The 24,461-nt window shown below is 37.3% G+C and carries 23 protein-coding genes; 2 read left to right on the forward strand and 21 right to left on the reverse strand.

All coding sequences use genetic code 11. The annotated features are described in order from the left end of the window. Nucleotides 1-32 precede the first annotated feature (32 nt). The 15 genes from atpA to G580_RS0100530 form a co-directional block, all read right to left on the reverse strand. On the reverse strand, nt 33-1,577 hold the full coding sequence (atpA, locus tag G580_RS0100460) for a F0F1 ATP synthase subunit alpha (RefSeq protein WP_028840573.1): 1,545 nt from the start codon (nt 1,575-1,577) through the stop codon (nt 33-35). After that, nucleotides 1,577-2,125 (reverse strand): ATP synthase F1 subunit delta, encoded by a 549-nt coding sequence (gene atpH, locus G580_RS0100465; RefSeq protein WP_028840574.1) that lies wholly within the window; start codon nt 2,123-2,125, stop codon nt 1,577-1,579. The genes atpA and atpH overlap by 1 nt, the downstream gene beginning before the upstream one ends. Further along, entirely contained in the window at nt 2,122-2,718 is a 597-nt protein-coding gene (gene atpF, locus G580_RS0100470; protein ID WP_028840575.1) for a F0F1 ATP synthase subunit B, read from the reverse strand. The genes atpH and atpF overlap by 4 nt, the downstream gene beginning before the upstream one ends. After that, nucleotides 2,715-3,140, reverse strand: a complete 426-nt coding sequence (locus tag G580_RS0100475; protein WP_028840576.1) for a F0F1 ATP synthase subunit B family protein — start codon at nt 3,138-3,140, stop codon at nt 2,715-2,717. Before G580_RS0100475 ends, atpF begins: the two co-directional genes overlap by 4 nt. A gap of 116 nt (nt 3,141-3,256) precedes the next feature. Then, on the reverse strand, nt 3,257-4,348 hold the full coding sequence (locus G580_RS0100480) for an FtsW/RodA/SpoVE family cell cycle protein (protein WP_028840577.1): 1,092 nt from the start codon (nt 4,346-4,348) through the stop codon (nt 3,257-3,259). Continuing rightward, a complete protein-coding gene (gene mrdA / locus G580_RS09385; RefSeq protein ID WP_051172906.1) occupies nt 4,329-6,260 on the reverse strand; it encodes a penicillin-binding protein 2 in 1,932 nt (643 codons plus the stop codon). Before mrdA ends, G580_RS0100480 begins: the two co-directional genes overlap by 20 nt. A 7-nt stretch (nt 6,261-6,267) precedes the next feature. Then, on the reverse strand, nt 6,268-6,768 hold the full coding sequence (locus G580_RS0100490; RefSeq protein WP_028840578.1) for a hypothetical protein: 501 nt from the start codon (nt 6,766-6,768) through the stop codon (nt 6,268-6,270). Nucleotides 6,769-6,776: 8 nt separating this feature from the next. Further along, nucleotides 6,777-7,601, reverse strand: coding sequence for a rod shape-determining protein MreC (mreC, locus tag G580_RS0100495; RefSeq protein WP_028840579.1), 825 nt, complete (start codon nt 7,599-7,601; stop codon nt 6,777-6,779). A gap of 12 nt (nt 7,602-7,613) precedes the next feature. After that, nucleotides 7,614-9,005, reverse strand: coding sequence for a threonine synthase (gene thrC / locus G580_RS0100500; RefSeq protein WP_028840580.1), 1,392 nt, complete (start codon nt 9,003-9,005; stop codon nt 7,614-7,616). Nucleotides 9,006-9,017: 12 nt separating this feature from the next. Next, nucleotides 9,018-9,236 (reverse strand): hypothetical protein, encoded by a 219-nt coding sequence (locus G580_RS0100505; RefSeq protein ID WP_028840581.1) that lies wholly within the window; start codon nt 9,234-9,236, stop codon nt 9,018-9,020. Nucleotide 9,237: 1 nt separating this feature from the next. Continuing rightward, nucleotides 9,238-9,624, reverse strand: a complete 387-nt coding sequence (locus G580_RS0100510; RefSeq protein ID WP_028840582.1) for a DUF2703 domain-containing protein — start codon at nt 9,622-9,624, stop codon at nt 9,238-9,240. Beyond that, nucleotides 9,621-10,382: an MBL fold metallo-hydrolase gene (locus G580_RS0100515; RefSeq protein WP_028840583.1), complete on the reverse strand. Its 762-nt coding sequence runs from the start codon at nt 10,380-10,382 to the stop codon at nt 9,621-9,623. Before G580_RS0100515 ends, G580_RS0100510 begins: the two co-directional genes overlap by 4 nt. Further along, complete coding sequence (locus G580_RS0100520; protein WP_028840584.1) at nt 10,379-11,887, reverse strand: tetratricopeptide repeat protein; 1,509 nt, start codon at nt 11,885-11,887, stop codon at nt 10,379-10,381. The genes G580_RS0100515 and G580_RS0100520 overlap by 4 nt, the downstream gene beginning before the upstream one ends. Beyond that, entirely contained in the window at nt 11,865-13,247 is a 1,383-nt protein-coding gene (gene selA / locus G580_RS0100525; RefSeq protein WP_028840585.1) for an L-seryl-tRNA(Sec) selenium transferase, read from the reverse strand. Before selA ends, G580_RS0100520 begins: the two co-directional genes overlap by 23 nt. 2 nt (nt 13,248-13,249) lie before the next feature. Next, complete coding sequence (locus G580_RS0100530; protein WP_245542818.1) at nt 13,250-14,485, reverse strand: aminotransferase class I/II-fold pyridoxal phosphate-dependent enzyme; 1,236 nt, start codon at nt 14,483-14,485, stop codon at nt 13,250-13,252. A 255-nt stretch (nt 14,486-14,740) separates the two neighbouring features. Between G580_RS0100530 and G580_RS0100535 the strand changes: the two genes are divergently transcribed. Both G580_RS0100535 and G580_RS0100540 read left to right on the forward strand, forming a co-directional pair. Then, nucleotides 14,741-16,543, forward strand: a complete 1,803-nt coding sequence (locus G580_RS0100535; RefSeq protein ID WP_028840587.1) for a triose-phosphate isomerase — start codon at nt 14,741-14,743, stop codon at nt 16,541-16,543. Continuing rightward, on the forward strand, nt 16,533-17,777 hold the full coding sequence (locus tag G580_RS0100540) for a TolB-like translocation protein (RefSeq protein WP_028840588.1): 1,245 nt from the start codon (nt 16,533-16,535) through the stop codon (nt 17,775-17,777). Before G580_RS0100535 ends, G580_RS0100540 begins: the two co-directional genes overlap by 11 nt. On the opposite strand, the gene flgL is transcribed toward G580_RS0100540, so the two are convergent. Genes flgL through G580_RS09395 form a run of 6 tightly spaced genes read right to left on the reverse strand, consistent with a single transcriptional unit; the run spans nt 17,774 to nt 24,457 of the window. Continuing rightward, nucleotides 17,774-18,715: a flagellar hook-associated protein FlgL gene (gene flgL / locus G580_RS10845; protein WP_028840589.1), complete on the reverse strand. Its 942-nt coding sequence runs from the start codon at nt 18,713-18,715 to the stop codon at nt 17,774-17,776. The genes G580_RS0100540 and flgL overlap by 4 nt on opposite strands. A gap of 18 nt (nt 18,716-18,733) precedes the next feature. Next, entirely contained in the window at nt 18,734-21,955 is a 3,222-nt protein-coding gene (flgK, locus tag G580_RS0100550) for a flagellar hook-associated protein FlgK (protein WP_028840590.1), read from the reverse strand. Between the two features lie 9 nt (nt 21,956-21,964). Further along, complete coding sequence (locus G580_RS0100555) at nt 21,965-22,294, reverse strand: hypothetical protein (RefSeq protein ID WP_028840591.1); 330 nt, start codon at nt 22,292-22,294, stop codon at nt 21,965-21,967. A gap of 22 nt (nt 22,295-22,316) precedes the next feature. Further along, the gene (locus G580_RS0100560) at nt 22,317-22,637 is read right to left on the reverse strand and encodes a hypothetical protein (protein WP_028840592.1); all 321 of its coding nucleotides are present in this window, start codon (nt 22,635-22,637) and stop codon (nt 22,317-22,319) included. A 13-nt stretch (nt 22,638-22,650) separates the two neighbouring features. Continuing rightward, nucleotides 22,651-23,748, reverse strand: a complete 1,098-nt coding sequence (locus tag G580_RS0100565) for a flagellar basal body P-ring protein FlgI (protein WP_028840593.1) — start codon at nt 23,746-23,748, stop codon at nt 22,651-22,653. A gap of 10 nt (nt 23,749-23,758) precedes the next feature. Continuing rightward, nucleotides 23,759-24,457: a flagellar basal body L-ring protein FlgH gene (locus tag G580_RS09395; protein ID WP_169357048.1), complete on the reverse strand. Its 699-nt coding sequence runs from the start codon at nt 24,455-24,457 to the stop codon at nt 23,759-23,761. Nucleotides 24,458-24,461: the final 4 nt, after the last annotated feature.

A 24,461-nucleotide genomic window follows, 5' to 3' on the forward strand; every position in this document is an offset into this window, starting at 1 on the left:
TATCTATCAACCAGCTAAAAACCGCTCAACTCTTATGGGATAGGCACAGGCTCCACGTTGTTGTTTTTCTTAAACAACTCATTAAACTCTTTAAAAGCTTGGTTCATTTTTTGTTCTAGATCTGGAGAAATTTCTTTTTTCTCCCTTATTTCTTTATAAATTTCTGGATATTTACTTTCGATAAACTCATAAAGCTCTTTTTCATACTGTCCTAAAACCTCTAAAGGCATTTCATCTAAAAATCCCCTCGTTCCAGCAAAGAGAATACATACTTCTTTTTCTACTGGAAGAGGTTGATACTGAGGTTGTTTAAGAATTTCTACCAAACGGGCACCTCTGTGAAGAACCCTTTGGGTAGCCTTATCAAGCTCTGAACCAAACTGAGCAAAAGCCGCCAACTCTCTATACTGGGCAAGCTCAAGCCTTAACCTTCCTGCTACTTGTTTCATAGCCTTAATTTGAGCAGCACCACCTACTCGAGAAACCGAGAGACCTACGTTGATGGCTGGACGAATACCAGCAAAGAACAAACCAGGTTCCAAATAGATCTGTCCGTCAGTAATAGAAATAACGTTGGTAGGAATGTAGGCAGAAACGTCTCCCTGCAAGGTCTCGATAATAGGTAAAGCTGTTAAAGAACCTGCACCATAGCTATCATGAAGTTTAGCTGCTCTTTCTAAAAGCCTGGAGTGGTTATAAAAGATGTCACCAGGATAAGCCTCACGTCCAGGAGGTCTTCTTAAAAGGAGTGACACCTCACGATAAGCGTTAGCCTGTTTGGAGAGGTCATCATATATAATCAAAGCATGTCTACCTGTATCTCTGAAGTATTCACCAATGGCACATCCAGAATAAGGAGCAATGTATTGCAACGTAGCTGGGTCAGAAGCAGCAGCCACGACGATGGTGGTGTATTCCATAGCACCATATCTACGTAACACTTCTACAATCTGAGCTATGTTGGATTTTTTCTGTCCTACAGCGACATATATACAATAAATATCTGAATTTTTTTGAGCTAAAATAGCGTCTATAGCTATCGCCGTTTTTCCTGTTTGTCTATCACCGATGATAAGCTCTCTCTGTCCCCTTCCAACAGGGGTCATAGCATCAATAGCTTTGATACCGGTATACATGGGTTCATGCACTGGTTTTCTCTTAATGATACCTGGAGCTTTAACCTCTATCCTTCTAAATTCTTTAGCTTGGATAGGGCCCTTTCCATCAAGAGGTCTTCCTAAGGGGTCTATAACCCTTCCAATAACTGCCTCTCCAACCGGAACCTCTGCAATTCTTCCTGTTCTTTTTACAGTCTGCCCTTCCTTAATCTTAGTAGCATCACCCATGATAGGGATACCAACGTTGTCAAACTCTAAGTTTAGCGCAATTCCCATTTCCCCTGCTTCTACAAACTCAATAAGCTCCATAGCCTGACAATTTCTTAAACCAAAGGCACGGGCAACACCGTCACCCACCGAGATAACTACACCCATCTCGTTTAAGTCTATCTTTTTCTCATACTCCTCAATCCTTTTTTTAATTAAATCGCTGATCTCCTCTACCCTTATCCCCTGCATCACAGCACCTCTCCTTTTATGATTTCTTTAAATTTTTCCAACTGAGTTTTTATGGTGCTATCTAAAACTAAATCTCCTACTTTTACCTTAACCCCACCTATAATACTTTCATCCAGCTTAGGCTCTAAAACCACTTCTTTTTTAAGAAAACCTTTCAAAACCTCCTGCAACTCCCTAACCTCTTCTTCAGTTAAAGGATATGCAGTATAAACCTCCCCTCTGGCTATCCCAAGTTCCTCATCTAATAACTCTTGATAAAGAGCAAAGATCTCTCTTATCAACTGTATCCTTCTTTTTTCAACCAACAACCTCAAAAACCTTTCCACCTCAGGCTCAACCTGAAGGGCCTTTAAAAGCTCTTCTACCACCTCCATCTTTAAATCAGGGGGGTAGATAGGGCTTTGTAAAGCCTGCAAAACTTCAGGCATAGAGTCGAGCAACTCTTTAATCTTTCCAAGTTGCTCGCCAAACTCCTTGGTTTTGCCTAACTCTTTTGCTGCGACAAAAAAACCTTTAGCATACTTTAAGGCTATAACTAGTCCTTTCAATGAACCACCCTCCCTCTGATTTCGTTTATAAATTCTTTATAAATCTTTTTCTGGTCTTCCTCGGTTATGCTTTTTCTTAAAAGATCTTCAGCTAACTTAACAGCAGCCTCGGCTACCTCTTCTCTTAACATGTTTTTAGCCTTTTCTATCTCTTGTTGAATATAAAGCTCGGTCTGCTGCTTAATCCTTTCAGCCTGAAGATTGGCCTCCTCTATGATTCTTTCCTTTTCTTTAAGACCCTGGGCTACATAATTTTCATAGATAGCTTGCGCTTCTTTTTCAAGATTTTTAACCTTTTCCTGTAATTCTAAATATTTAGCCTCAGCCTCTCTTTTCTTTTCCAAAAGCTCGTTATATTGCCGCAATATATTCTCTTGTCTAGACTTAAACATACTCACTACAGGTTTTCTAGCAAACTTGTAAAGAATGACTACCAAAGCTATAAAATTTAAGGTAAACCAAAAAAGGTTTTTTAACTGGGTAGGAGTTACACCATGAGAACCACCTTCCCCTCCACCAGCCGCCCAAACTAACTCAACTCCAACCAATAAAAGAACCAATAAAAACCCAACCATCGCCTTCATGCTTCTCATACTTTCCTCCCTAAGACTCTTTCAACAATCAAACCTGCAAACATTTCAACACGACCTTGCAAATCTTTTCTAATAGCCTCAAGTTGACTGTTAAACTCTTGAGACCATTTGTTTTTATACTCTTCAACCTCTTTCAACACCTTAGAAAGAACTTCTTTTTCAACCTTACGAGCCTCTTCTTTTAACAGTTCTCTTTTCTGAGCCCCCTCTGCTCTGGCTTTAGCAAGTTCTTCTTCATATTTTTTAATGATGTCTGAGGCTGAATTTAAAAGCTCTTGCGTCTCTTTTTCCAAGCTTGCAAAATGTTGTTCTCTTTGTTGCATAGCTTTCATCACAGGTTTGATCAAAATGTGATACAAAATAAACGTCATAACCAAAGCTTCAGCAATTTGCACAAAAAGCGTAAAATCAACGTTTATCATCTTTTGTCCACCCCTTTACCTAAACTTTTTTATCATCTTAAAGCTACATTTGTATTATAAATTTTTAAAAAGTCAAGTTTTAGAAAGTTATAAAAAATAAGTTATAAAAAATAAAATTATTTAAAGAAATACTTTTTTATTGCCACGTTAAATAGCAAATACAGTAAAATATAAACCAAAATCGTGATAGAACCGCCATAACTTAAAAAAGGTAAAGGAATACTGGTCATGGGTAACAAACCTGAACAACCACCTAAGTTAAAAAACAATTGCCAGAGAAAAATTAAACTTACCCCTAAGCTTAAATATTTACCAAACCAGTCTTTGGTAGTTTGAGAAACACAGATTCCAAAATAAATCAAATAACCATAAAGCGCTAAAAAAACTGAAACCCCTAATAAACCCCAAGTTTCTGCCCAAACAGCAAAGGCTAAGTCGGTGTGCTTAGCAGGTAAATATCCTAAACGGGTAGACCAACCTTTATAAAATTTTTGTCCTGTAAGACCACCAGAACCTATGGCTATTAAAGACTGGTTTAACTGATATCCCCAGGTCTTAGCATACTTTTCAGGTTCAAGATATCCATAAATTCTCCCTTTTTGGTGAGGCTTTAATTTTTGCCATGCTATAGGAACAAACACAAAAGAAAATAAAAGAACACCACTCAAAAGCAGTATAAAAATCCTCTTAGGTATTCCAATAAAAAGTAACCAAGAAAAAAACATCACTCCCATGATAAACGCATAGTCAAGATCAGCAGGCATGATTAAAATAAGGGGCAAAGCAATCAACCCAAATATCTTAAGCAGTTTTTTGGGGGGGATTACTTCAGAAGGTTCTCTACTCAAATACAGGCTTATCAACCACAACAAAATAAATTTAACAAACTCCGAGGGCTGTAAAGACAAAAATCCTAAGTTTAACCAGCGTTTACCAAAAATTAACATGATAAACAGCACAAAATTTAAAATCCAATAGGCATACCAAAGTGCCCTAAACGACACCTTCTTATAGTCTGTAAAGAAAAGCAAAAAGAAAAAAATAGAAAGACCTAAAACATGCCACAATAAATTTTTTATAAAAAAACCTAAGCTTTCAGCGATGAAAAACTGATGTATATTACCTAAAGCAAATAACGCTAAAACCACTAAAAAACCTTTTAGATTTCTTTTTATGGCTTCTTTATGGTTATCTTCTTTCACCTGCATTTTCTTCCTCTAAAGGATTAGCTATTTCTCCGGTAAAATTTTCTCCAACTTCTGGTATCTCCTCTCTCTCTTCTTCTAAAGCTTGGTTAGGAGGTGTAGAAATTTTAAAAAATACCTTGTAAAGTTCTCTTGCAAGAGGTGCAGCAACTCCTCCTCCACTACCTCCATGTTCTACAAAAATTGTGCTAACTATCTCTGGAGTTCCCTTTCCTGCATAACTTACAAACCAGGCGTGATGTTCAAGATGTTTTGTCTTAGCAGACAAAGAAACAACCTGAGCAGTACCAGTTTTACCAGCTACCATTATACCTGGCACCGCAGCTGACTTAGCAGTCCCAGACCGGACCACCTCTATTAGACCTTGTCTTATCCATTCTAAGTGTTGAGGGGTCATTTCTATCTTTTTTTCTAAAACTGGTTGAAATTCTATTTTAGTCCCATCCACTTTTTGGATGGTTTTTACTATATAAGGTCGGTATAGATATCCACCGTTGGCTATGACCATATAAAGCTTAGCTAATTGTAACGGAGAAGTTAAAATGTATCCCTGTCCTATTGAAAGAACTACAGTCTCTCCTGGAAACCAATCTTGTTTTAGTCTTTTCCTTTTCCAGGCCCTATCAGGTACAAGTCCAGCGTCTTCCTCTGGCCAACCTAAGGCTTTTTGCCCTAAACCAAATTCTTTAGACACACTCGCTATATCGCCTACATCAAGTTTAGTCCCTAAGGTATAGAAATAGACATCACAAGAAACCGCTATAGCCTTTATCAAACCTACTGTTCCATGCCCTCGGTGTTCCCAACACTTAAAAGTCCTGCTACCAAAATTAAAATATCCTGGGCAAAAAACAGACTGTCCAGGGCTGGTTATTATCCCTTTTCTGAGAGCTGTTAAAGCAGTGATAACCTTATAGGTTGAACCTGGAGGATAAACCTTTAGGGCTTTGTTTAAAAAGGGGCTCTGTTTAGCAGAGGAGATAGCTTGCCATTCTTCTTTGGTAAAACCTGTGATAAACTTCTGTGGATCCACAGAGGGGGCACTAACCATCGCCAAGATACCCCCGTCAGAAGGAGAAAGAGCTACGATGGCCCCTCGTCTAACTTTAAGCAATTCATAGGCTGTAAGCTGAAGGTTGTGGTCAACTGTTAGAATAAGGTCGTTTCCGGCTATAGGTTCGGTGCGGGCAATCACCCTTCCTAACCTACCATAGGCATCTCTTTCGATTTCAACATATCCATTTTTACCCTTAAGTTCCTCCTCAAAAACCTTTTCTAACCCCTGCCTTCCTATCAAATCCTCTACAGAGTATCCTTTATCTTTAAGTTTAAGATACTCCTCGCGGTTAATCTTAGAAACATAACCTATTAGATGAAAATAAGCTTCTCCATAGGGATAATACCGCTCTGACTCTACTTCTACACTTACCCCAGGTAGATAATAAAGCCTTACCATAATTTTAGCCACTTCATCCCATCGCAAATCAGACTTTAAAAGCACTCGGCTTATTGATGTTTTCTTTAAAAGATAAAATCGCTCTTTTAAACTTCCAAAATCTTCCTCTAAAAGTTTACTTAATTTGTATAATACTTCATCCTCTTTATCTTTAACCCCTTCGATATCTATGTATAGATTAAAAACCGCTTTATTGGTAGCTACTACTACCCCATCTGCGGTGATGATGTTACCTCGCGGGGCTTTAATGGTATAGGTTACTACTGAACGAGATTTAGCTTTTTTAACATAGTATGAATGTTTTATAACCTGCAAGTAAAAAAACCTACCCCAAAGAACTGCTAAAATAAAAAATAACAAGATCTTTGCCCAAAAAACCCTTTTTTCCCAGAACTCAGATTTTAAAATTTTTTGTTTAACCTTACTTAAGTCTTTGATTACAAAGGCTCTGTTCTTCATCCATCTATTACTCATCTTTCCTAATCAACAGATCTTTAAGAAAAAATTCGAACCCTAAAACCCATACCAAGGTAACCACAAAGAAATGCAACAACTCTTGAATCTGATGAGCCCAAAAACTGAAAGTAAAGCTAAAGGGCACGGTCAAAAGAAATAAAAACAGTTTAGTGACAAAAAAGGCTAATAGATTAATCACCCAAACAAGCAGCTTACTTTTAATGTTGTTTAGATTTAAATATCCTTTAAACCAATAAAAAACTACCCCCATAAGAAAAAAATATCCTACGTTAGAAATCTCTTGATTGATTTCTATTCCACTTATAAAACCCAAAAATAACAGATAAATCCATAACCCAACATTGACTTTTCTATAGCTTAAAAAAATTAAGGCTATACCCAAAAAAGGATTTCCTACAGGAGCTAAGAAAAAAGATTGCAAAAACCCTTTTAAAAAAAGCACCAAAAAAACTAAAGGTATCCCTATAAGAAAAAATTCCTTAAGATTCATCTCAAACTTTAAAAGCTTATCTCAGGAATTTTAGCCAGTACAAAAATCATATCCACACGATAAAGGTCTACCAAAGAAGCTATTTCAGCCATTTTAAAAACACTCTGAGCAGGGTCTCTGTATACATTAACTATCTGCCCTACCAAAAGACCTGAAGGGAAAAGACCGTCTTGGCCTGAAGTAAGAACCTCATCTCCTGATTTAACTTGAGCATCTGAAGGCAGATAATACACAAAGGGGTGAGACTCTGCCCTTCCTCTTAAAATACCACGGTCTCCAGTCCTTAAAACCTTAACATCTGCGGCAAAAGAAGGATGGTTTATCAAAATAACCTTACTCCAATGGTTATACACCTCAACCACCTGCCCTATCAAAGCCACTGCCTCACCACCTGCGACAGCCAACACAGGCATCTGAGGCATCACCCCGTCCTTACTCCCTTTGTCTATAAAAATAAGGTCAGAAAAGTAGTCTAAAGGTTTATAAATAATCCGTGCGGCTATCTTAGGATAGTTAAGCTTAGAGGAAATTTTATAAAATTTTTCTAACTCTAAGTAAACCCTCTCTCTTTCTTGATACTGAGCTAATTGAGCTTTTAAAAGTAAAATTTCTTCTTTAAGTCTTTCGTTTTCTTTTTTTAAGTTTACCAAAAATATATAATTTTCTAAAAAACCTCTGCTTTTTTCTCCAGAATAGGTAGCACCTTTCCAAAAAGGAGAAAGAAAAAAACCTAAAAATTCATTAAAAAAATACGTCTTTTTGACCGCATACCAACCAAGAAATAAAACCAACAAACCTAAAATGATAGACAATTTAAGTTTGTTAATCTTCATCCTGTATAGGTTTTAAACAGCCTTTGTCTGAATAAATTCCTTTACTTTACTTATCGAAGCAGGTAATACCTCATATTTCTGAGGAAGTTGATAAAGCTTCTTAATTTCAGAAGGAAGGTCTAACTCAAAACCTAAGGCCTTGCTTACTGTTTCAGGAAATTTGGCAGGATGGGCGGTAGCTAAGCAAACTATGGGGATATCTTCTTTAAAACGTTTAGCTGCTTTAACTCCCACGGCAGTATGTGGGTCTAAAATATACCCGGTTTCTTGATAAAAAGTCTTAATCGTACTAAATGTTTCCTCCTCTGTAGCCCGTTCTGACACAAAGTCTTGCTGAATTCTTTCTATCATTTCTTGATCAAACCTTAAAGCCTTTTCAGAAGCAAACCTCTCCATAGCCTGTTTAGTTTTTTCAGGATTCTCTCCTAAAAGGTAGTAAAGGTAGCGTTCAAAATTACTCGCTATCTGGATATCCATAGAAGGGCTGATGGTAGGTTTTACCGTGCCTAAGGAATAATCCCCAAAATTCACAAACCTATATAAAATATCATTTTCATTGGTAGCCAAAATTAGCTTAGGAATTCTTTCTTTACCTAACATTCTTCTTACTAAATAACCAGCAAAAATATCCCCAAAGTTTCCTGTAGGTACAGAGAAAATTACCTTTTCTACCCCTTCATTTTCACAAACCCTAAAATAAGCCCAAAAGTAGTAAATCATCTGAGCCATAACCCTGGCCCAGTTGATCGAGTTTATCGCCGTAAGTCGGTATTTTCTTTTAAATTCAAGGTCCATAAAAATCTTTTTCACTATTGTTTGGCAGTCATCAAAGGTCCCTTCTATTGCCAAGTTAAAAACGTTTTCATCAGTCACAGTATTCATCATTAAAGCCTGAACTTCAGAAACTCTTTTATAAGGATAGAGGATAAAAATAGCGATGTTTTTCTTACCCCTCACCCCATATATAGCTGCAGACCCGGTATCTCCTGAAGTAGCACCTAAGATATTTATTTTTTTTCCTGTTTCTAACAAAAGCTTCTCAAAAAGATTCCCTAAAAACTGGAGGGCTACATCTTTAAAGGCCCAGGTAGATCCATGGAAAAGTTCTAAGATATAAAAGTCTCCTGCTTTTACTACCGGAGTGACCTCTTTAGTCCTGAAAGTTTGATAAGATCTATCGATGATTTCCTTTAGTTCTTCTTCGGGGATATCGTCTATGAAGTATCTAAACACGTTTAAAGCAAGTTCTTGGTAAGAAAGAGAACTTAAACGTTTTATCTCCTCAAGAGAAAGTATAGGGACCTTCTCCGGTATGATCAAACCACCATCAGGAGCCAAACCCTCAAAAACCGTCTGCTTAAAAGAAAGTCTTTCCATTTCCCCTCTTGTGCTTATATATTTCATCTTCTGCTCCTTCTAATATCCTTTAGTTTTTAACACCTCTAAACGATTTTTCATCCTGTCTATAAACTGTCTGATTTCAGCCTTAAAATCAGCCAAACTTTGATGATTTTTCTGATAAACCCTCAGAAGTTCGTTAAGCCAGTATTCTACCGTCTCAATCTCTTTTAGGGCAAGTTCTTTCTGGACCTTTTGCTTCAATTTATTTAGAATCTTAGGGTCTAAACCCTCCATTTTAGCCCTCCATTTTGTTTAATTTTTCTCTTACCACGTTAAAAACCGCTGCAATGATAAGATGATCAGGAATTTCTTCTATCTTATCTTTGCACAACACATCACACACTTTACCACACAGTCCTAAGCAAAAACTTTGTCTCGTTTCTATGTCTAAAAAGTCCTCGACAAACTTATCCTCTATCAAAATCCTTTTTTGCCAATCTTTAAGTTCTTTAGGTCTTTCTTCTACCTCCAGTTTCTCAAACTCAACCTTAACTCCCATCTCAAACAAAATAGGAGTTAACGTCATAAGTGCTTTTTCCAGGTTTAGATAGGTAAGGTTCATCCTTTCAGCAAAGGGATTTTCTTCTTTTCCTTTTTGCCAAACTATTTTAAGGGATTTCATAGGGTTAAAACCATAAAATCTTCGGCTAAAACAACCTCACCTGAAAAATGTTTTTTTATTATATCTGGTATTTCTTTTTTTTCACTATGGGGATAAAAATGAGAAAGAATAAGTTTACCCACCCTACTTCCTTCTGCAATCATCCCTGCCTCTGTAGGAGAAAGATGTCCCTCTACCTTAAACTCTTCTGAATTAGCACATTCTAAGATAAGAACATCTGCTTTTTCAGCAAGCCTTATAAGGGAGTCACAAAAACCAGTATCTCCAGAATATACCAAGCTTTTTCCCTGGACTTCTAACCTAATGGCTAAACTTTCAGGATTATGTTTAACCGGAGAAGTTTTAGCTTTAAAAGGTCCGATTACAAATTCATACCCTTCTGTTAACGGAAGTTCAACCAACCTAAAAACCTCCTCAGGAGGTTCAACCCAGTGGTTCAAGGCCTGATTTAATTTCTCAAGAAGATTTAAGAACCCTTTTGGTGCATAGACATACACCGGTTGAAACCTCTGATAACCAAGCTTGTAGCGGCTGGCAAAAAAGAACGGAATAAGGTCAGAAATATGGTCTGGATGAAAATGAGAAATAAAAATAGCTGAAAGGTCTTCTAAACCATAACCAAGCTTTAAAATCTGTTTTAATACACCATAACCAAGGTCAAGAACCAGTAAAAACCCATCTTTTTCTACCAGATAACCTGGAGAGTTCCTGTCAAGTCTTATCCATCCAGTCCCTGAGCCTAAAACAGTTATTTTCATGTAAAACTAATCCCAAACTCTTCAGCTAATCTTTTTTTCTCCTTTTCTGTGAGTAGCTTTGTGGCCTCTTGTTTAAGTAGCTCAGAAACCTCTTTTTCTCTGTTAAAATGAACATAAAGCCAGGCTAAGAAACTTAAAGTTTCTCCGTCTCTTTCTGGGAGGTTTAAAGTCTTTTTTAACAATTCAAAGGCTTGTTCGTACCTCTTTTGTTGAAAAAATAGCTTTCCTAAATACAACTCTTCTTTAAGAGTTAACTTGTTTGTGTTTAAAAGAACCTCTTCTAACTCTTGATAAGCACCTATATCCCATAGAAATTTTACCAAAGCCTCTCTAAAAACATGATTTTCTGGTTCTAAAAGATGGGCCTTGTAAAAATGATACCTTCCTTTTTCATAATCTCCTTTTTGATAATAGATCAAGCCCAGGTTGTAATGAATAGCAGGGTCTTCTTTTTCACATCCACAAAGACGAGATTTTAATATCTTTTCTGCTTTATCAAAATCTCCTAAAAGATAGTAGATAGCCCCCTTACTTAAAGCAAGCTCTACAGGTTGCTTGGTATGATTTTCAGCTAAGTTATAGTATTTTAAAGCCTTCCCTAAATCCTCCCATTCATAATAAATGTCTCCTAACACATGATAACTAAAACCCTCAAAAATTACCTTGTTTTCCCCTTTCAACCTTCTTGAATGCTCCAGAGCAGAAATAGCATACATCAAAGGTGAAGATTCTTTAACTTTGTAAAAATCCCAAACTTCTTTGGTAAGAATCCCTACATTTTTAAATAACCCCTGAGTATTAGTCCATAAAGAACTAAAGTTTCCTTTTCCTACCAGCAACAATCTTTCTTGATTTTCTAATCTTTCTAATATCTCTACATCTTTAAACTGCAGTTCTAAAATAGACTCTTTTTTGTCTGCTAAGAAGATAAAGTCTCCTTCAGTTAAAAACCTTTCTTCTATGGTCTTAACCAACCCTAAATTCTCAAAAGGGAGATAATTCTGTAGGTTTTCTTTGGTTGACAAGCTAAATCTACTAAAGTCTAACCATTGAGGTATCTCTAAAAACTGTTTACAATCCTCTAAGGTTCCCAGTTCTACCTCAACCGCTACAAAAGGAACTTCTTTTTTCCAAAGAGAAAAAAGAAGTTTGGTCAAACCTCCCCAAGAAATAGGATAAAAAAACAGATTTTTTTCTATCCTTATAAAGGAAAATCCTTCCAGGTTTTCTAAAAAAGTCTCAGGACATCTAAAAAGATATCCTTTTACCTTTTCTTTTTCAAGCACTAAACTTAACATCTCACTTTTAAAAAAATTTCTATCAACATTTTCCCATAGGTATCTTTCTATCAGTAAAAGCGGCAAAAGTTTTTCTTTAGGATAGTGAGAGAAAAGTTCTATAGTTGAGTACCTAAAAAACTCTCCTAAGTGTAAGTTTTCACCTGAAAATTTTTGTTGCAAATAAGGTAAAAACCAAGACCAGTTAAGAGGAACCTTCAAACTCATGTTTTAACCTCTGAAAAGCTCTTAAAATTTCAGGATAGTCTTCTGGAAAAAGACATCTTGGATCTATCACCAAAAAATCTTCTTCTATCCTGGTAATGATGGGAGGGTTATTTTTTCTTAAAAACTCCTGCAACCTTTGAGGAGAAAACTTTTCTGAATAAATACCTACTACAAAAGAAGGAAGGTCTAACAAAGGCAAAGAACCTCCTCCTGTTTTTCCTGAACTTTCGATCACTTTAAAAGTAAAACCTTGTAAATCAATCTTTTTTAACTGTCTAAAAAGCTTTAAAGACGCTTTTTTTAGTTTTTCTTTAGGGGTGAGGATCATTTTTAACGTAGGTATATGCTCTATGGCTAAAGTTTCATCACGGTAAAGTCTTAGAGTTGCTTCTAAACCTGCTAAAGTAAGTTTATCTATCCTTAGAGCACGGTTTAAAGGATTTTTTCTTATTTTTTCTATAAATTCTTTCTTACCAAGAATGATACCGGCTTGCGGGCCACCTAAAAGTTTATCTCCTGAAAAAGTAACAATATCTACCCCTGAAGCTAATACATCTTTAACCGTAGGTTCCTTGGAATAACCGTATTTAGAAAGGTCTATCAAACATCCGCTCCCTAAATCTTCCATCACCGGAAGATTATATTTCTTGCCTAAAGCTACCAACTCTTCCGAACTGACCTCTTTGGTAAATCCTACGATAGCAAAATTACTTTTGTGAACCTTAAGAAGTAATCCGGTATTTTCGTTTATCGCCCTCTCGTAATCGTAAAGATGGGTTTTGTTGGTAGTTCCTACTTCTCGCAAGATACAGCCAGCCCACTTCATCACGTCAGGCACTCTAAAAGACCCTCCGATCTCTACCAACTCTCCCCTTGAAACGATAACCTCCTTTCCCAAAGCTAACGTATTAAGTGCAATCAGTACGGCAGAAGCGTTATTGTTGACTACCAGTGCACCCTCAGCTCCTGTAATTTCTATAAGAATTTCTTCTACATGGGCATATCTGCTTCCTCGCTTACCCTCTTCTAAATTAAACTCTAGGTTACTATAAAATCTTGCAACCTTTACTATCTCTTGAATAGCTTTTTCGGCTAAAGGAGCTCGTCCTAAGTTGGTATGTATGACTACACCTGTGGCGTTTATCACTCTTTGCAAAGAAGGTCTTTCATAGTTTTCAAAAACCTGCTTGATCAAGTCTATCAACCTTTCTTCAGTAAGGTCTTTTAGTTCACCTTTTTGCCATTTTTCTCTTATAAGGGCTGTAACCTTTCGAGCAGGCTCAGTAAAATAACTCAATGTATAGTTAGGATAAAGAAGAGATAAACGTTGCTTGACTTCGTTGACAGAAGGAATCCTCATGTCTAAAGAAACTTCTTCACAAACCTTTCTATCCGTTCTAATGCCTTTAAAATTAATGTTTCTTCAGGAAGAAAGATGATACGAAAATGTTTAGTGTTAGGTTTTTGACCAAAACCACTACCATGAACTACTACCACTCCTTCCTCTAAGATCAACCTTTTCACAAAATCTAAATCTTCAATGCTTGGGATTTCAAACTTAGGAAAAGCATAAAAGGCACCTTTAGGTTTTACACAAGAAAGGCTATGGATACTGTTTATTCCATCTACCAAAAGGTCTCTTCTCTTTTTAAGTTGAGGTATCACTTGTTTTATGTAAATATTTTCTTGATTAAGGGCTGCAGGGATGGCAAACTGAAGAGGATGAGAAGCACAAAGTCTGGTACGTGCAAGTTTATGGATAGCATCTACATAATCTTTAACCATTTCCTCTGGACCAGAAACTATCCCCCAACCTATCCTAAAACCAGGAGCAAAGTAATTTTTAGAAAGACCGTTAAAGGTTAGCACAGGAACTTTATCGGTTAAGGAAGCGATAGAAACATGCTCTATTCCTTCTTCCAGAATAAATTGATCGTAAATCTCGTCAGAAAGCACTACGAGCTGATATTTTTCTGCTATTTCTAAAATTTTTTCCAAGGTTTCCTTAGAATAAATAGCTCCGGTGGGGTTGTTAGGGTTGATGATTACTATGGCCTTGGTTCTTGTATCTATCAGAGGTTCTATCGAGTTTACGTCTATTTCCCAGTCTTTTTCTTCATCAAGATAATAAAATCGCGGTTCAATCTGAAACTTAGCAACTATCGCCTGATAAAGAGGATAACAAGGAGAAGGGAGAAGAATGTTATCTCCAGGGTTAGCCAAGGCAGAAATGGCAAACTCTATGGCTTCAGATGCCCCTTGAGTAATATAAATATCAACAGGTTTTATCCCCTTTTTTAGGGCATAACTTTCTATAGCTTCTATAGCTTCAGATATACCGGTAGACTCTGAATAAGAATTAAGATTGTTTAAAAGAGCTTCGCAAGCAGCTTTAACGATATGTTCTGGTGTTTTAAAACCATATTTAACAGGATCTCCTATGTTAAGGCAGATAAGGTCTTTTCCTGCTTTTTTGGCCTCCTGAGAGGCTTCAACGATATCTCTTATCGCATATTCTACCCCAAAAGTCCTTTCAGCAGGGATGATCTTAAATTCTTTGCTCATTTCTTCTACCAATTTCTTTATAGTTAGGTACATATTAAAAATAATAATCCTACTAAAAATTGTTTTGTCAACCCTTTTTAGGCTAAATAGTCTAAAATTTTTAATAATAACATAGAACTTGATTTTTAGCTAATTGCCTTTAAATTTATTTAAAGTTTTTAATATATTTTAGGTAAGGGTAAATGCCGCCTGCTGGGGAGAAGACCCTTACCTGATAAAGGGCGGGATACAAATACCCCAGTCCAAGAGGGTAAACTTTCACCTCTTGGTATAAAAAGGGAAAGAACCATGCTAAAACTAAAACCTTGCAAAAATACCTATACTTTAAAAGATGTAGAGACTCCTAATCTGCTTAAAGAATTTTTCCCTTACATAGAACCACCAAGAATTATTTTTGACGGAAAATACATACCCCCTCAACCTGCTAAAAATCTTTACATCACAGACACCACCTTTAGAGATGGGCAACAAGCCAGGGTTCCCTATACTCCAGAACAAATTGAATTTCTCTATAAGTTTTTACACAAACTTAGCGGGCCTAAAGGGATAATAAGGAAAACTGAATTTTTTCTTTATACCGCAAAAGACAGAGAGGCTTTAGAAAAATGTTTAGCCTTAGGGTATCAATATCCTGAAATTACAGGCTGGATAAGGGCTAACAAAAACGACCTAAAATTAGTAAAAGAGGCTGGACTTAAAGAAACAGGTATCCTTACCTCCTGTTCTGACTATCATATCTTTTTAAAACTCAAAAAAACAAGAAAACAGGCTTTAGAGGATTATTTAGCTATCGTAAAAGAAGCCCTTTCGTTAGGAATTCGACCAAGGTGTCATTTTGAAGACATAACCAGGGCTGATATTTATGGGTTTGTGATACCCTTTGCTATAGAGCTTATGAAACTTAGAGAAGAAAGTGGTATAGATGTTAAAATCAGACTTTGTGATACCTTAGGATTGGGTGTACCTTATTCTGAGGCAGCTCTTCCTGTAAGTGTACCGAAGCTTATTAGGGCTTTTATAGAAGAAGCTGGGGTTCCTGAAGAACTTCTTGAGTGGCATGGCCATAACGACTTCTATAAAGGGGTAATAAATGCAACGGCTGCTTGGCTTTACGGATGTACCTATGTCAATACCTCTCTTCTTGGTATAGGGGAACGCACAGGTAACACCCCTCTTGAGGCGATGGTGTTTGAATATATTGCTTTAAAAGGTACAGCTGATGGCATGGATGTTTCTGTCATAACTGATATCGTAAATTACTATAAAACCGAACTTCATGAAAAAATCCCTCCCAGGCAGCCTTTAGTGGGAGAAGAATTTAACGCTACCAAAGCAGGAATCCACATAGATGGTTTGATAAAAAATGAAGAAATTTACAACTCTTTTGATACCTTACGTGTATTAAAAAGACCTATACAGATCATCATCACGGATAAAAGCGGAACCGCTGGAATTGCCTATTGGATTAACATGCACTTTAGGCTTGAAGGAGAAAAACAGATTGATAAAAGACATCCAGGGGTGGCTAAAATCTACAAAAAAATCATCGAAGAATATGAAAAAGGAAGAGTTACCCCTATTTCTAACGAAGAGATGCTGGCTTACACCAAAAAGTATCTCCCTGAACTCTTTGTATCCGAGCTTGACCATCTAAGGGACTATGTCATAAAACTTATGTCTCATTATATCGAAGACCTCTCTCAAGAAAAAGAAATGTCTACCCTTAAAGCAACCAAAATAAGGCCTGTGCTCAAAAAATTTTTGGAAGAACATCCATACGTTCAGTTTATTTACATAGTTGACGCAGAGGGAAAACCCGTAGTGGGGTTGACCAACGATATCGAATTTCTTCCCAAGTTCGAAGAGCTTCTTAAAACAGAAACGTTTGAAAACAGAGAGTGGTTTAAAGTTCCGATGAAGACGGGTAAAACCTATACTTCCAAGTTTTACACTTCTAAGATTACAGGTAATCTTTGTATTACTCTTTCTATCCCCATAAGGAATAAATACGAAGAAATCATCGGAATATTAGGAATAGATATAAAGTTCGAAGATGTGGTGAAAATGGAAAACGGTTTCTATGAAATTTAAGGGCATCTGGATATTTCTATCTATTCTCTTAGCCTTAGCAGGAGCTTTACCTACTAAGGCTACTGAAACCTCTGAAGGTCTTCCTCTCATTACTGTTGAAAGCCAAACCTTTGGAAAAATATTAGTCAGGGTTCCTGATTTTAAAGGAGACCCTTCGGTTTCTGCCAAATTAACCTCCCTTTTAAGAAAGATGATAAACCTACATCTTTTTGTCTTAGCAACCCCTAACCCTCCCTTTTCTCAGCCTATCTCTAAAGAATATTACCTAACCGGAAGTTTTAGCCTAACCTCATCGGAGATTACCTTTAAAGGGCAACTTGAAGACCTTCTTGAAAAAAGGATCATAGGCGAATACCACTTAAAAGGTACTCTATCTCAACCAGAAAGACTTATCTATCTTATTACAGATAAACTAATCGAAGACCTTTCCCATCATAAAGGAATAGCCTACTCTAAGATAGCTTTCGTAAAAAGAACCTTAGGAAAAGACCGTCTATACCTTGCAGACTTCTCTAAAGAAAACCCTAAGGAATTGAGATCAGCCCCTCTTATTCTCTTCCCTAAGTTTTCTCCTTCTGGTCAAAAGTTAGCTTATTTAGTATATGAAAAACAGCTCTACTTCTTAGAAATTTTAGACCTTAAAACCGGAGAAAAAAAGGCCTTTAACATAAAAGGTATAAGTTCTACCCCTGTATGGAGTCCTGATGAAAAGAGTCTTTTTTTAACCATAGAAGATCAAGCAGAAATAGGAATTTATAGATTTAGCTTAGAAAATCAGAACCTCGAACCTATCTTAAGAGGAGAAGGGATTTATCAGGTAGGAGACTTATCGAAGGATGGACAAAAACTTCTTTATGTACATGATAGAAGGACAGGAAAACCTACTATCAATCTTTTTGACTTAGAAACCAAACAGACAAAAAAAATTTCCAAAATAAGGGCTTACAATACCTCTCCCAGGTTCTCACCAAAAGGAGATAAAGTCCTTTATTTGTCAAGAGGCGGGGGCCTAACCTATTTAGTTTTACAAGACCTTACCACTGGAAAGGAAGATAAATTTGCCTTCAAAGGCCGTTTAGAAGACCCAGCCTTCTCACCTACAGGAGACTATCTCCTTGCCTCTGGAGAAGGTCCTCAAGGGCATGGTATATACCTTATCCACCTGCCCTCTCATCTATCTCAGGTCTACATCTCAGGAAAAAATTTTCTCTTTCCTACCTGGAGTAAACTTTAGACATACTTCACTAAACTCATTCCACTTACCATAGCTGTAGCTTTAAGGGCTGCATCATAAGCTATAGAAAGCATCTGCATCTTGGTAGCAAGCTCTGCCAAATCTGCACTTTCAAGAGACCCAAGATTATTCTCCAAAGTCTGTTTAAAATCTGTATAAAGTTCTTTTTTAGTCTCAAGATGAGATATTTGAGCCCCTATCAAACTTCTTTTTTCTGCTATATGGTTGTAAACTTCATCAAGCTTACCTATAAATCGTTGGATATTATATGTTTCCTGCTGATAGTCTATCTGGTTATCGGTTAAAAGTAGTCTTTTTAACCCTATAAGGGTTTCAAAAATCCCTGAATCCATAAAAACTTTTTGTCCGTTTTCTCCCAATTTTATCTGCATACCTTTATCATAGCTTATGGAAAAATCTTCTACTGAACCGTTATAAACTACCTTCTCGATTACCTGACCATCAGGAAGGGTTTCTTTGGTTAGTTCAAAAGGGAAAGTCCCTGGGGCAAAACCACTGGTCTTTTGCCCTGCAAATAGATACTTCTCGCCTAACTGAGAGTTAGCTAAGGATAAAACCGAATGGAGGATTTTATCTATTTCCTCTGCGGTAGCTTTCCTTGCGTTGATATCTTGAGTTGCATTTGCAGCCTGGATAGCAAGCACCTTTGCCCTTGCCACCAAGTCTTCTACATTTCCTAAGGTTGACTCTTGGGTCTTTAAAAAGGCCAGTCCGTCATCGATAGCCTTTTGATACTTCTCAATTTTATTAATTCCTTGTCTATAATTAAGAGAAATAACCACATCTGAAGGATTATCTGAAGGTCTGATAAAATTTTTACCTGAAGAAATCTTAAGTTGGGTTAAGTTTAAGTCAGAGGAAAGTCGGTTTAGGTCTGTAAGCACACTATTATATTTGGTGTTAAAACCTATTCTCATGGTCTTACCCTCTTAATATTAACGTTTTGCACTGATAAGGTTTTCTAACATATCTTCTACTGAGGTTAAAATTTTTGCGGCTGCAGCAAAGGCTTGCTGATATTTGATAAGATTAGTCATCTCTTCGTCTAAAGAAACTCCTGAAATACTGTCTTTTATCGCCTTTATCTGAGAAATTAAAGTTTCTAAAAAGTTTTTGTTATCTTTTACGGCCTTGGTAGCAGACCCCACCTCTCCTACCAAACTTGAATAATAGTCCTCAAGGGTAGCATAGTTTAAATTTTCTCTGGTAACAGAAGAAAGGTCTGCTATAGCCTGAGCAGTCCGATTATCCCCTCTCTTAAACTCATAACCCTTAAGAGCATTTATAAACCCCTGATCATATTTAGTTTGGGTATAGTTGATTCCATCATAGACCTCATCTTGGACTACAAAGGTAGCTGTTTGATAAAGTCCAGTAGTTTCTACCATTAGCTTGCCAGACCTATCAAGCCTTGCAGAAAGCCCATACTTTGCATTTTGAGGTGAATTAATCTCTCTGATCACGTCTAAAATAGTCTTTCCATCATCAAGTCTTACCTTAAGGGTATCTAAGTAACTTCCCTTTTTATCAAAAAGATAAAATGAAAGGTAATCCTGAGAGTTAGGGTCTAAATCAAAGTCTTCAAAACCTGTCGTTACCCTAAGGGTAGCAACATCTGGATCCCCTCTAAAAGAAGGGATATACATCTGTTGAGTTCTTAAAAAATCTATAAACCCGTTTACGTTACTATTGTCTCCTACTTCGAAGGCGTAAGCTCTGGTCTGGTTAGCCTCAAGCCCTAAAACTGCTTTATTTTCGGCATCTATGTAAGCTCTTAGATAAGGAAGCCTGTCTATTTTAGCAAGGATAGAGGAGAGGTCTTCGTTTGTGGCCACAGGAATCTCTATAAAATACTCTTGAGAAGGGGTAATATTCCATCTATAGTTAGGACCAAAATAACTATTCTGAGTTAACTCAACAGAATTAAAATTTAACTGACTATTACCTGCAGTTTTATTTTCTATACATAACATCCCGTCTTTTATATAAATCTCTACCGTATAGTTGTAGGTAGCTTTTATATTTTCCATAAAGTCTTTTAGCGTGTTAAAAGGATTGACCGTAAAAGTACCGGCTACCACTGTTCCATCATAAAGAGTTCCTCCGTAGTTTATGATGGTTCCGTCAGAAAACCCAAGGGTTGTCAACTTGGTATTTTCAGAAACATTACCTCCTAACACAAAGAAGACCTTTTCGTTATAAAGGTTTTGATCAAACAAAGGCACCTGATTGACCTTATCATCATAAAACCGAAGATAGATTTTACTTAAGCTATTATCAAAAGTTTGAGAAGGATTAACTGTGGAAACACTCTTATAGGTTTTAAAAAGAGGATTTTCTGTTCTTAAGGCGTTTAAGTCCATCTTACCTGAGGCAATTAACTCTGGTTTTAGCACAAGAGCATTGTTTACCGAAAAATCTTCTGGGTCTGTTCCTACAAAAAAGAGATTTATTCCGGTAGCAAGCAGAATCCCTGAGGTATCGTTTGAAAAGGCAAAAGCATAGCCTTCTTTAGCCTGAAAAACAAGTTTTCCTCCTCTTACCAAGGCCTTAAGATGTTGAGCATTCGGGTCTGAAGGGTCATAAAAACCTGCTTGTTGAAAAGACAGGTTAATCCTATCTACTAAATCATCAAGGGTAGCGTTAACAGATAACCCATCAACCGATACTTTTACAGGAGTGATCTGACCTTGAAGATTTTTAACCCATATGTAGAAAAACCCTGTAAATTGATTTCCTGTCTGATTTTTGGCAAGGTCAAGAAAATAGGGCAATTCTTTGATATATTTTTGGGCTGAATAAGCCCCTTCTAATTCTCCTGTGTAGAACGTAAGCCCTACCCCTTGAGTATGAAGCTCGTTTACAGCCTTTACCAGCTCTTCGCCAAAGAGTTTAAGTTTTCCTGCCAGGTTTAACTCTTCTACCCTTCTTTGATAAGCAGGGTCTGAAAAGCTCCCAAAATCAAAAGGACCACTCATAGAAAAACTAATCTTTCCAGGACCTCTAAAGTTGTCTTCCACAAAAAGCCTGCCATCCTTTATATAAGCCTTAACTGTATAGTTATAAAATCCTTCTATTTGGTCTAAAAGATCTCTTAAGGTGACGTCAGGGTTTATTGAAAGGTCATAAGAGATGCTTCCAGAGACAGCATTCCCAAAATGATCGGTGCCTGTAACATTAAAGGTTACAGTACCAGAAAGTCCAAGATCTGAGAGTTTGTCGCTCTCAGAAATCGCTCTCCCCCAAATATTAAAACTTATTTTGTTTCCTGAAACATATTCGTAGTTGTATTTATCTGAAAGCTGTTTAAGAAGTCTCAACCAACCCCCAAGCTCTCCGGAAGCCACCTCCTTGCTTGAGATAGGTACCTTGCCCCCTGAGGTATCTACCCAATATATGTCTGTACCAGAGATCTCAAGCTTCCAGGTTCTATCCAAATTTACCAGGTTAAACCCTTTACCTAAAACAACATTATAAGCCCCTTCTTTGGTTTCAAAATACTGAATAGAAGCTAACTGGGAGAGTTGTCTAATAAGATTATCTCTTTGGTCTCTGAGATCGTTAGCGGTTTTTCCTCCAGACTCAAGTGCGGTAATCTGCAGGTTTAATTCAGCGATCTGAGAAGATATTTTATTGATACTTTCTGCCATGGTTTTAAGTTTAAGCCCAATTTGGTTTTCAAGATCTCTAAGTCCTTGGAACTTACTTTGGAAAATTTCAGATATTAACTTTCCGTTCTCTAAAACTTGCGTTCTTGCGGCTAAATTTTCAGGGGTGTTAGCTAAGGCTTGCCAAGAATCCCAAAAATTCTTTAAAACTGTCGTAAGTCCGACCCCTTCGCTTACCTCGTTAAAAAGACTTTCTAAAACGTTAAGCCCAGACTCTTCTGCATTGTATAGTCCCAAATCTGTATACTTTAGATTCAGGTTTCTTTCTAAGAAAGTGTCAAAGTATCTCTTGATGAAGTCTACCCTTACACCTGTTCCTATAGGCCCTACAGGAGATGGACTGGGAGGATAGGTGGTTTCTACGACCTTTTGTCTGGAGTAGGCCTCGTTATTTATATTAGAAATATTATGTCCTATAACCTGAGTAGCTAACTGAAAGGCAAGAAGCGAATTTTTAGCTATGTTTAAAGTGCTTGTAAGCCCAGCCATGGTCTATCCTTAAGCAGATTTAGAAATAACCCTTGGAGGTTGTTGTGAGACTTTTCCATAGGTCTCTTGCTGGCAAAAGATGTTGGTTAAAAAGCTATAGGCTTCTTCTACAAAATTAAGACCAGCCTGTATTATCATCTTATTCTTTTCATTGATTCTAAAAATCTCTTCTAATATCTCTTGTTCTTCTTGAGTAAAGTCATCTTTATCTTTTAAAAAATTTGCAAGCCTGGCTTTATAAGAAGCCCATTTTAAAATTTCCTCTATCGCCCCTTTCATAAGAGCCTTTTTTTCCTTTTCTAAAGTCTCTTTTAGTTCGATAAGTTCTTTTCGTACCATCTTAAACTCACCTCCTTTGTAATTATTTATCGGATTTTTCTATCTTATTCTTTAGATAGGCACTTTTTAAAAGGTTTTTATAAAGATAATCCCCTAAACTTCCTGGCCTTCCAGCTACATTCCTTCCTATTTCCTGATAGAGAAAATCTTGATAAAAATTTTTTTCTAAGGTTTCTGGAAATAAATTGCTTTTAAACATAGATTGGTCAAAGTTTTTCAAAATTTCATACCAGACAAGGGATTCAAACTCATTACAAAGGGTTTTTAAAGCAGCCTTAGGGTCTTTTTTTGCTAAATTGTTTATTTCATTTAGGTTTTGATAGTAAATTCCATAAGCTTTCATCGTTTAATCCTCTTTATATGATCATCAAATCTGCGTGTAAAGCCCCTGCAGCCTTTATTGCCTGTAAGATAGCGATAAGCTCTCTTGGGGTGGCTCCAACTGCATTAAGGGCCCTAACCAGTTCTCCTAAGGTTACCCCTTCCTCTAAAACCACAATTTTTGCTTTTTGTTCTTTAGCCTGTATTTCTGTTCTTGGAGTCACCACGGTTTCTCCAGGAGAAAGAGGATATGGCTGAGAAACTTCTGGCAGTTCTTTTATCTCAACGCTTAAATTTCCATGAGCTACCGCTACCCTTGAAATCTTTACGTTTTCTCCGATGATAACCGTACCAGTTTTTTCGTCTATAACCACCCTTGCTGGGCTATCAGGTATAACCTCAAGATTACCTATTTCTCCTAAAAGTTTTACTACCCTTTTCTGATAGTTAGAAGGTACGTTTAACTCTACGTTTTTAAGGTCTAAGGCCTTCGCATAGTTTCCTTTTAGGTAAGTGTTGATAGCCTCAACTATCTTTGAAGTCGTGGTAAAATCCTCGGTTTTCAGGCTTAAAACCACCTTTGATAGACTGTTTAGGTCTTCCATCGGGACCTCCCTTTCTACTATGGCTCCGTTAGAGATCTTACCTACGGTAGGATGGTTTACCTGAACTTGAGCCCCACCTCCTTGGGCCCCAAAACCACCTATAGAAATAGGTCCTTGAGCTAAGGCATAAACCTGACCATCAGGACCTTTTAAGGGTGTCATCAATAAGGTTCCTCCCTGAAGACTTTTAGCATCACCTATAGCAGAAACCTCTACATCGATCCTTTGTCCTGGCTTAGCATAGGGAGGTAAATAGGCAGTAACCATCACAGCAGCCACGTTCTTTAATTTCACCTGTTCCTTAGGCACCAAAATCCCAAACCTTTCAAGCATGTTTACTATAGACTGTACGGTAAACTTAGTCTGGTCTCCGTCTCCGGTTTGTTTAAGCCCAACTACCAGTCCATAACCTACCAAAAAATTACCCCTAACCCCTTCTACCTCGCTGATATCTTTAAGCCTTACAGAAAAGGCCTGGTCTACTAGAAAAAAACACAAACAAAGTAAAAGACAGATTATCCTTCTCATACCCCTCCCTCTAAAACAACCAAAATAGTTGTAAAAGCCTGGTAATGATTCCCGGTCCACTTGCAGCCTCACTATTAGGCCCTTTACCGCTGTATTCGATATAGGCATCAGAAATCTGGGTAGAAAGTACCGAATTGTCTGCAGCTATGTCTTCTGGTCTTACGATCCCTGTAAGGGTTATATACTCAAGGTCTCTGTTTCTTTTAATAGACCTCACCCCTTGAATTACTAAATTCCCGTTTGGTAAAACTTTAACCACCCGTGCACTTAAAGTGGCTACAATCCTACTTTGTCTTGATATCTGTCCCTGTCCAGAGGTAGAAGAACTCATCTCACCTTTAAACAGAGTCCCTAAATCTGCGGCATCAGGTAAAAACATATTTTTTATATCTTTTTCATAGCCTAAAATACTTGAGAGACCCGCAGAAGCAGAACTACTTTTTCCACTTTTTTGACTTACCGTGTTAGAACTTTGATAGGTCTCTACAATCTTAACCGTAAGAATATCCCCTACAAACCTGGCTCTTTTATCTGCATAGCCATATAAATCCCTTCCCTCTTTAAACAAAGACCCCTTAGTCAAATAACGCCCTTCTTCTACTTGAACGGCTACCTCAGGAGGTGGTGGGGGGGTGGGAGGGGTCTTTGGGTCAAACTCCCAACAGCCCCACAAAAATACAAGCCACAATGATAGCCAAATTTTTGACATTCTC

Origin of the sequence: Thermodesulfobacterium hveragerdense DSM 12571 (genome assembly GCF_000423845.1) — a bacterium.
GTDB classification, from domain to species: Bacteria; Desulfobacterota; Thermodesulfobacteria; order Thermodesulfobacteriales; family Thermodesulfobacteriaceae; genus Thermodesulfobacterium; species Thermodesulfobacterium hveragerdense.

Excerpts from the sequence above, each read along its gene's own strand:
- mrdA (WP_051172906.1), bottom strand. The coding sequence starts at position 6,260 with ATGAAGAACAGAGCCTTTGTAATCAAAGACTTAAGTAAGGTTAAACAA.
- flgK (WP_028840590.1), bottom strand. The coding sequence starts at position 21,955 with ATGGCTGGGCTTACAAGCACTTTAAACATAGCTAAAAATTCGCTTCTT.
- selA (WP_028840585.1), bottom strand. The coding sequence starts at position 13,247 with ATGAGGATTCCTTCTGTCAACGAAGTCAAGCAACGTTTATCTCTTCTT.
- G580_RS09395 (WP_169357048.1), bottom strand. The coding sequence starts at position 24,457 with ATGTCAAAAATTTGGCTATCATTGTGGCTTGTATTTTTGTGGGGCTGT.
- G580_RS0100535 (WP_028840587.1), top strand. The coding sequence starts at position 14,741 with ATGCTAAAACTAAAACCTTGCAAAAATACCTATACTTTAAAAGATGTA.
- G580_RS0100540 (WP_028840588.1), top strand. The coding sequence starts at position 16,533 with ATGAAATTTAAGGGCATCTGGATATTTCTATCTATTCTCTTAGCCTTA.
- G580_RS0100480 (WP_028840577.1), bottom strand. The coding sequence starts at position 4,348 with ATGCAGGTGAAAGAAGATAACCATAAAGAAGCCATAAAAAGAAATCTA.
- G580_RS0100565 (WP_028840593.1), bottom strand. The coding sequence starts at position 23,748 with ATGAGAAGGATAATCTGTCTTTTACTTTGTTTGTGTTTTTTTCTAGTA.
- mreC (WP_028840579.1), bottom strand. The coding sequence starts at position 7,601 with ATGAAGATTAACAAACTTAAATTGTCTATCATTTTAGGTTTGTTGGTT.
- G580_RS0100505 (WP_028840581.1), bottom strand. The coding sequence starts at position 9,236 with ATGGAGGGTTTAGACCCTAAGATTCTAAATAAATTGAAGCAAAAGGTC.
- atpA (WP_028840573.1), bottom strand. The coding sequence starts at position 1,577 with ATGCAGGGGATAAGGGTAGAGGAGATCAGCGATTTAATTAAAAAAAGG.
- G580_RS0100560 (WP_028840592.1), bottom strand. The coding sequence starts at position 22,637 with ATGAAAGCTTATGGAATTTACTATCAAAACCTAAATGAAATAAACAAT.
- G580_RS0100490 (WP_028840578.1), bottom strand. The coding sequence starts at position 6,768 with ATGAATCTTAAGGAATTTTTTCTTATAGGGATACCTTTAGTTTTTTTG.
- thrC (WP_028840580.1), bottom strand. The coding sequence starts at position 9,005 with ATGAAATATATAAGCACAAGAGGGGAAATGGAAAGACTTTCTTTTAAG.
- G580_RS0100475 (WP_028840576.1), bottom strand. The coding sequence starts at position 3,140 with ATGATAAACGTTGATTTTACGCTTTTTGTGCAAATTGCTGAAGCTTTG.
- G580_RS0100555 (WP_028840591.1), bottom strand. The coding sequence starts at position 22,294 with ATGGTACGAAAAGAACTTATCGAACTAAAAGAGACTTTAGAAAAGGAA.
- G580_RS0100520 (WP_028840584.1), bottom strand. The coding sequence starts at position 11,887 with ATGAGTTTGAAGGTTCCTCTTAACTGGTCTTGGTTTTTACCTTATTTG.
- flgL (WP_028840589.1), bottom strand. The coding sequence starts at position 18,715 with ATGAGAATAGGTTTTAACACCAAATATAATAGTGTGCTTACAGACCTA.
- G580_RS0100530 (WP_245542818.1), bottom strand. The coding sequence starts at position 14,485 with ATGTACCTAACTATAAAGAAATTGGTAGAAGAAATGAGCAAAGAATTT.
- G580_RS0100510 (WP_028840582.1), bottom strand. The coding sequence starts at position 9,624 with ATGAAATCCCTTAAAATAGTTTGGCAAAAAGGAAAAGAAGAAAATCCC.
- atpF (WP_028840575.1), bottom strand. The coding sequence starts at position 2,718 with ATGAGAAGCATGAAGGCGATGGTTGGGTTTTTATTGGTTCTTTTATTG.
- G580_RS0100515 (WP_028840583.1), bottom strand. The coding sequence starts at position 10,382 with ATGAAAATAACTGTTTTAGGCTCAGGGACTGGATGGATAAGACTTGAC.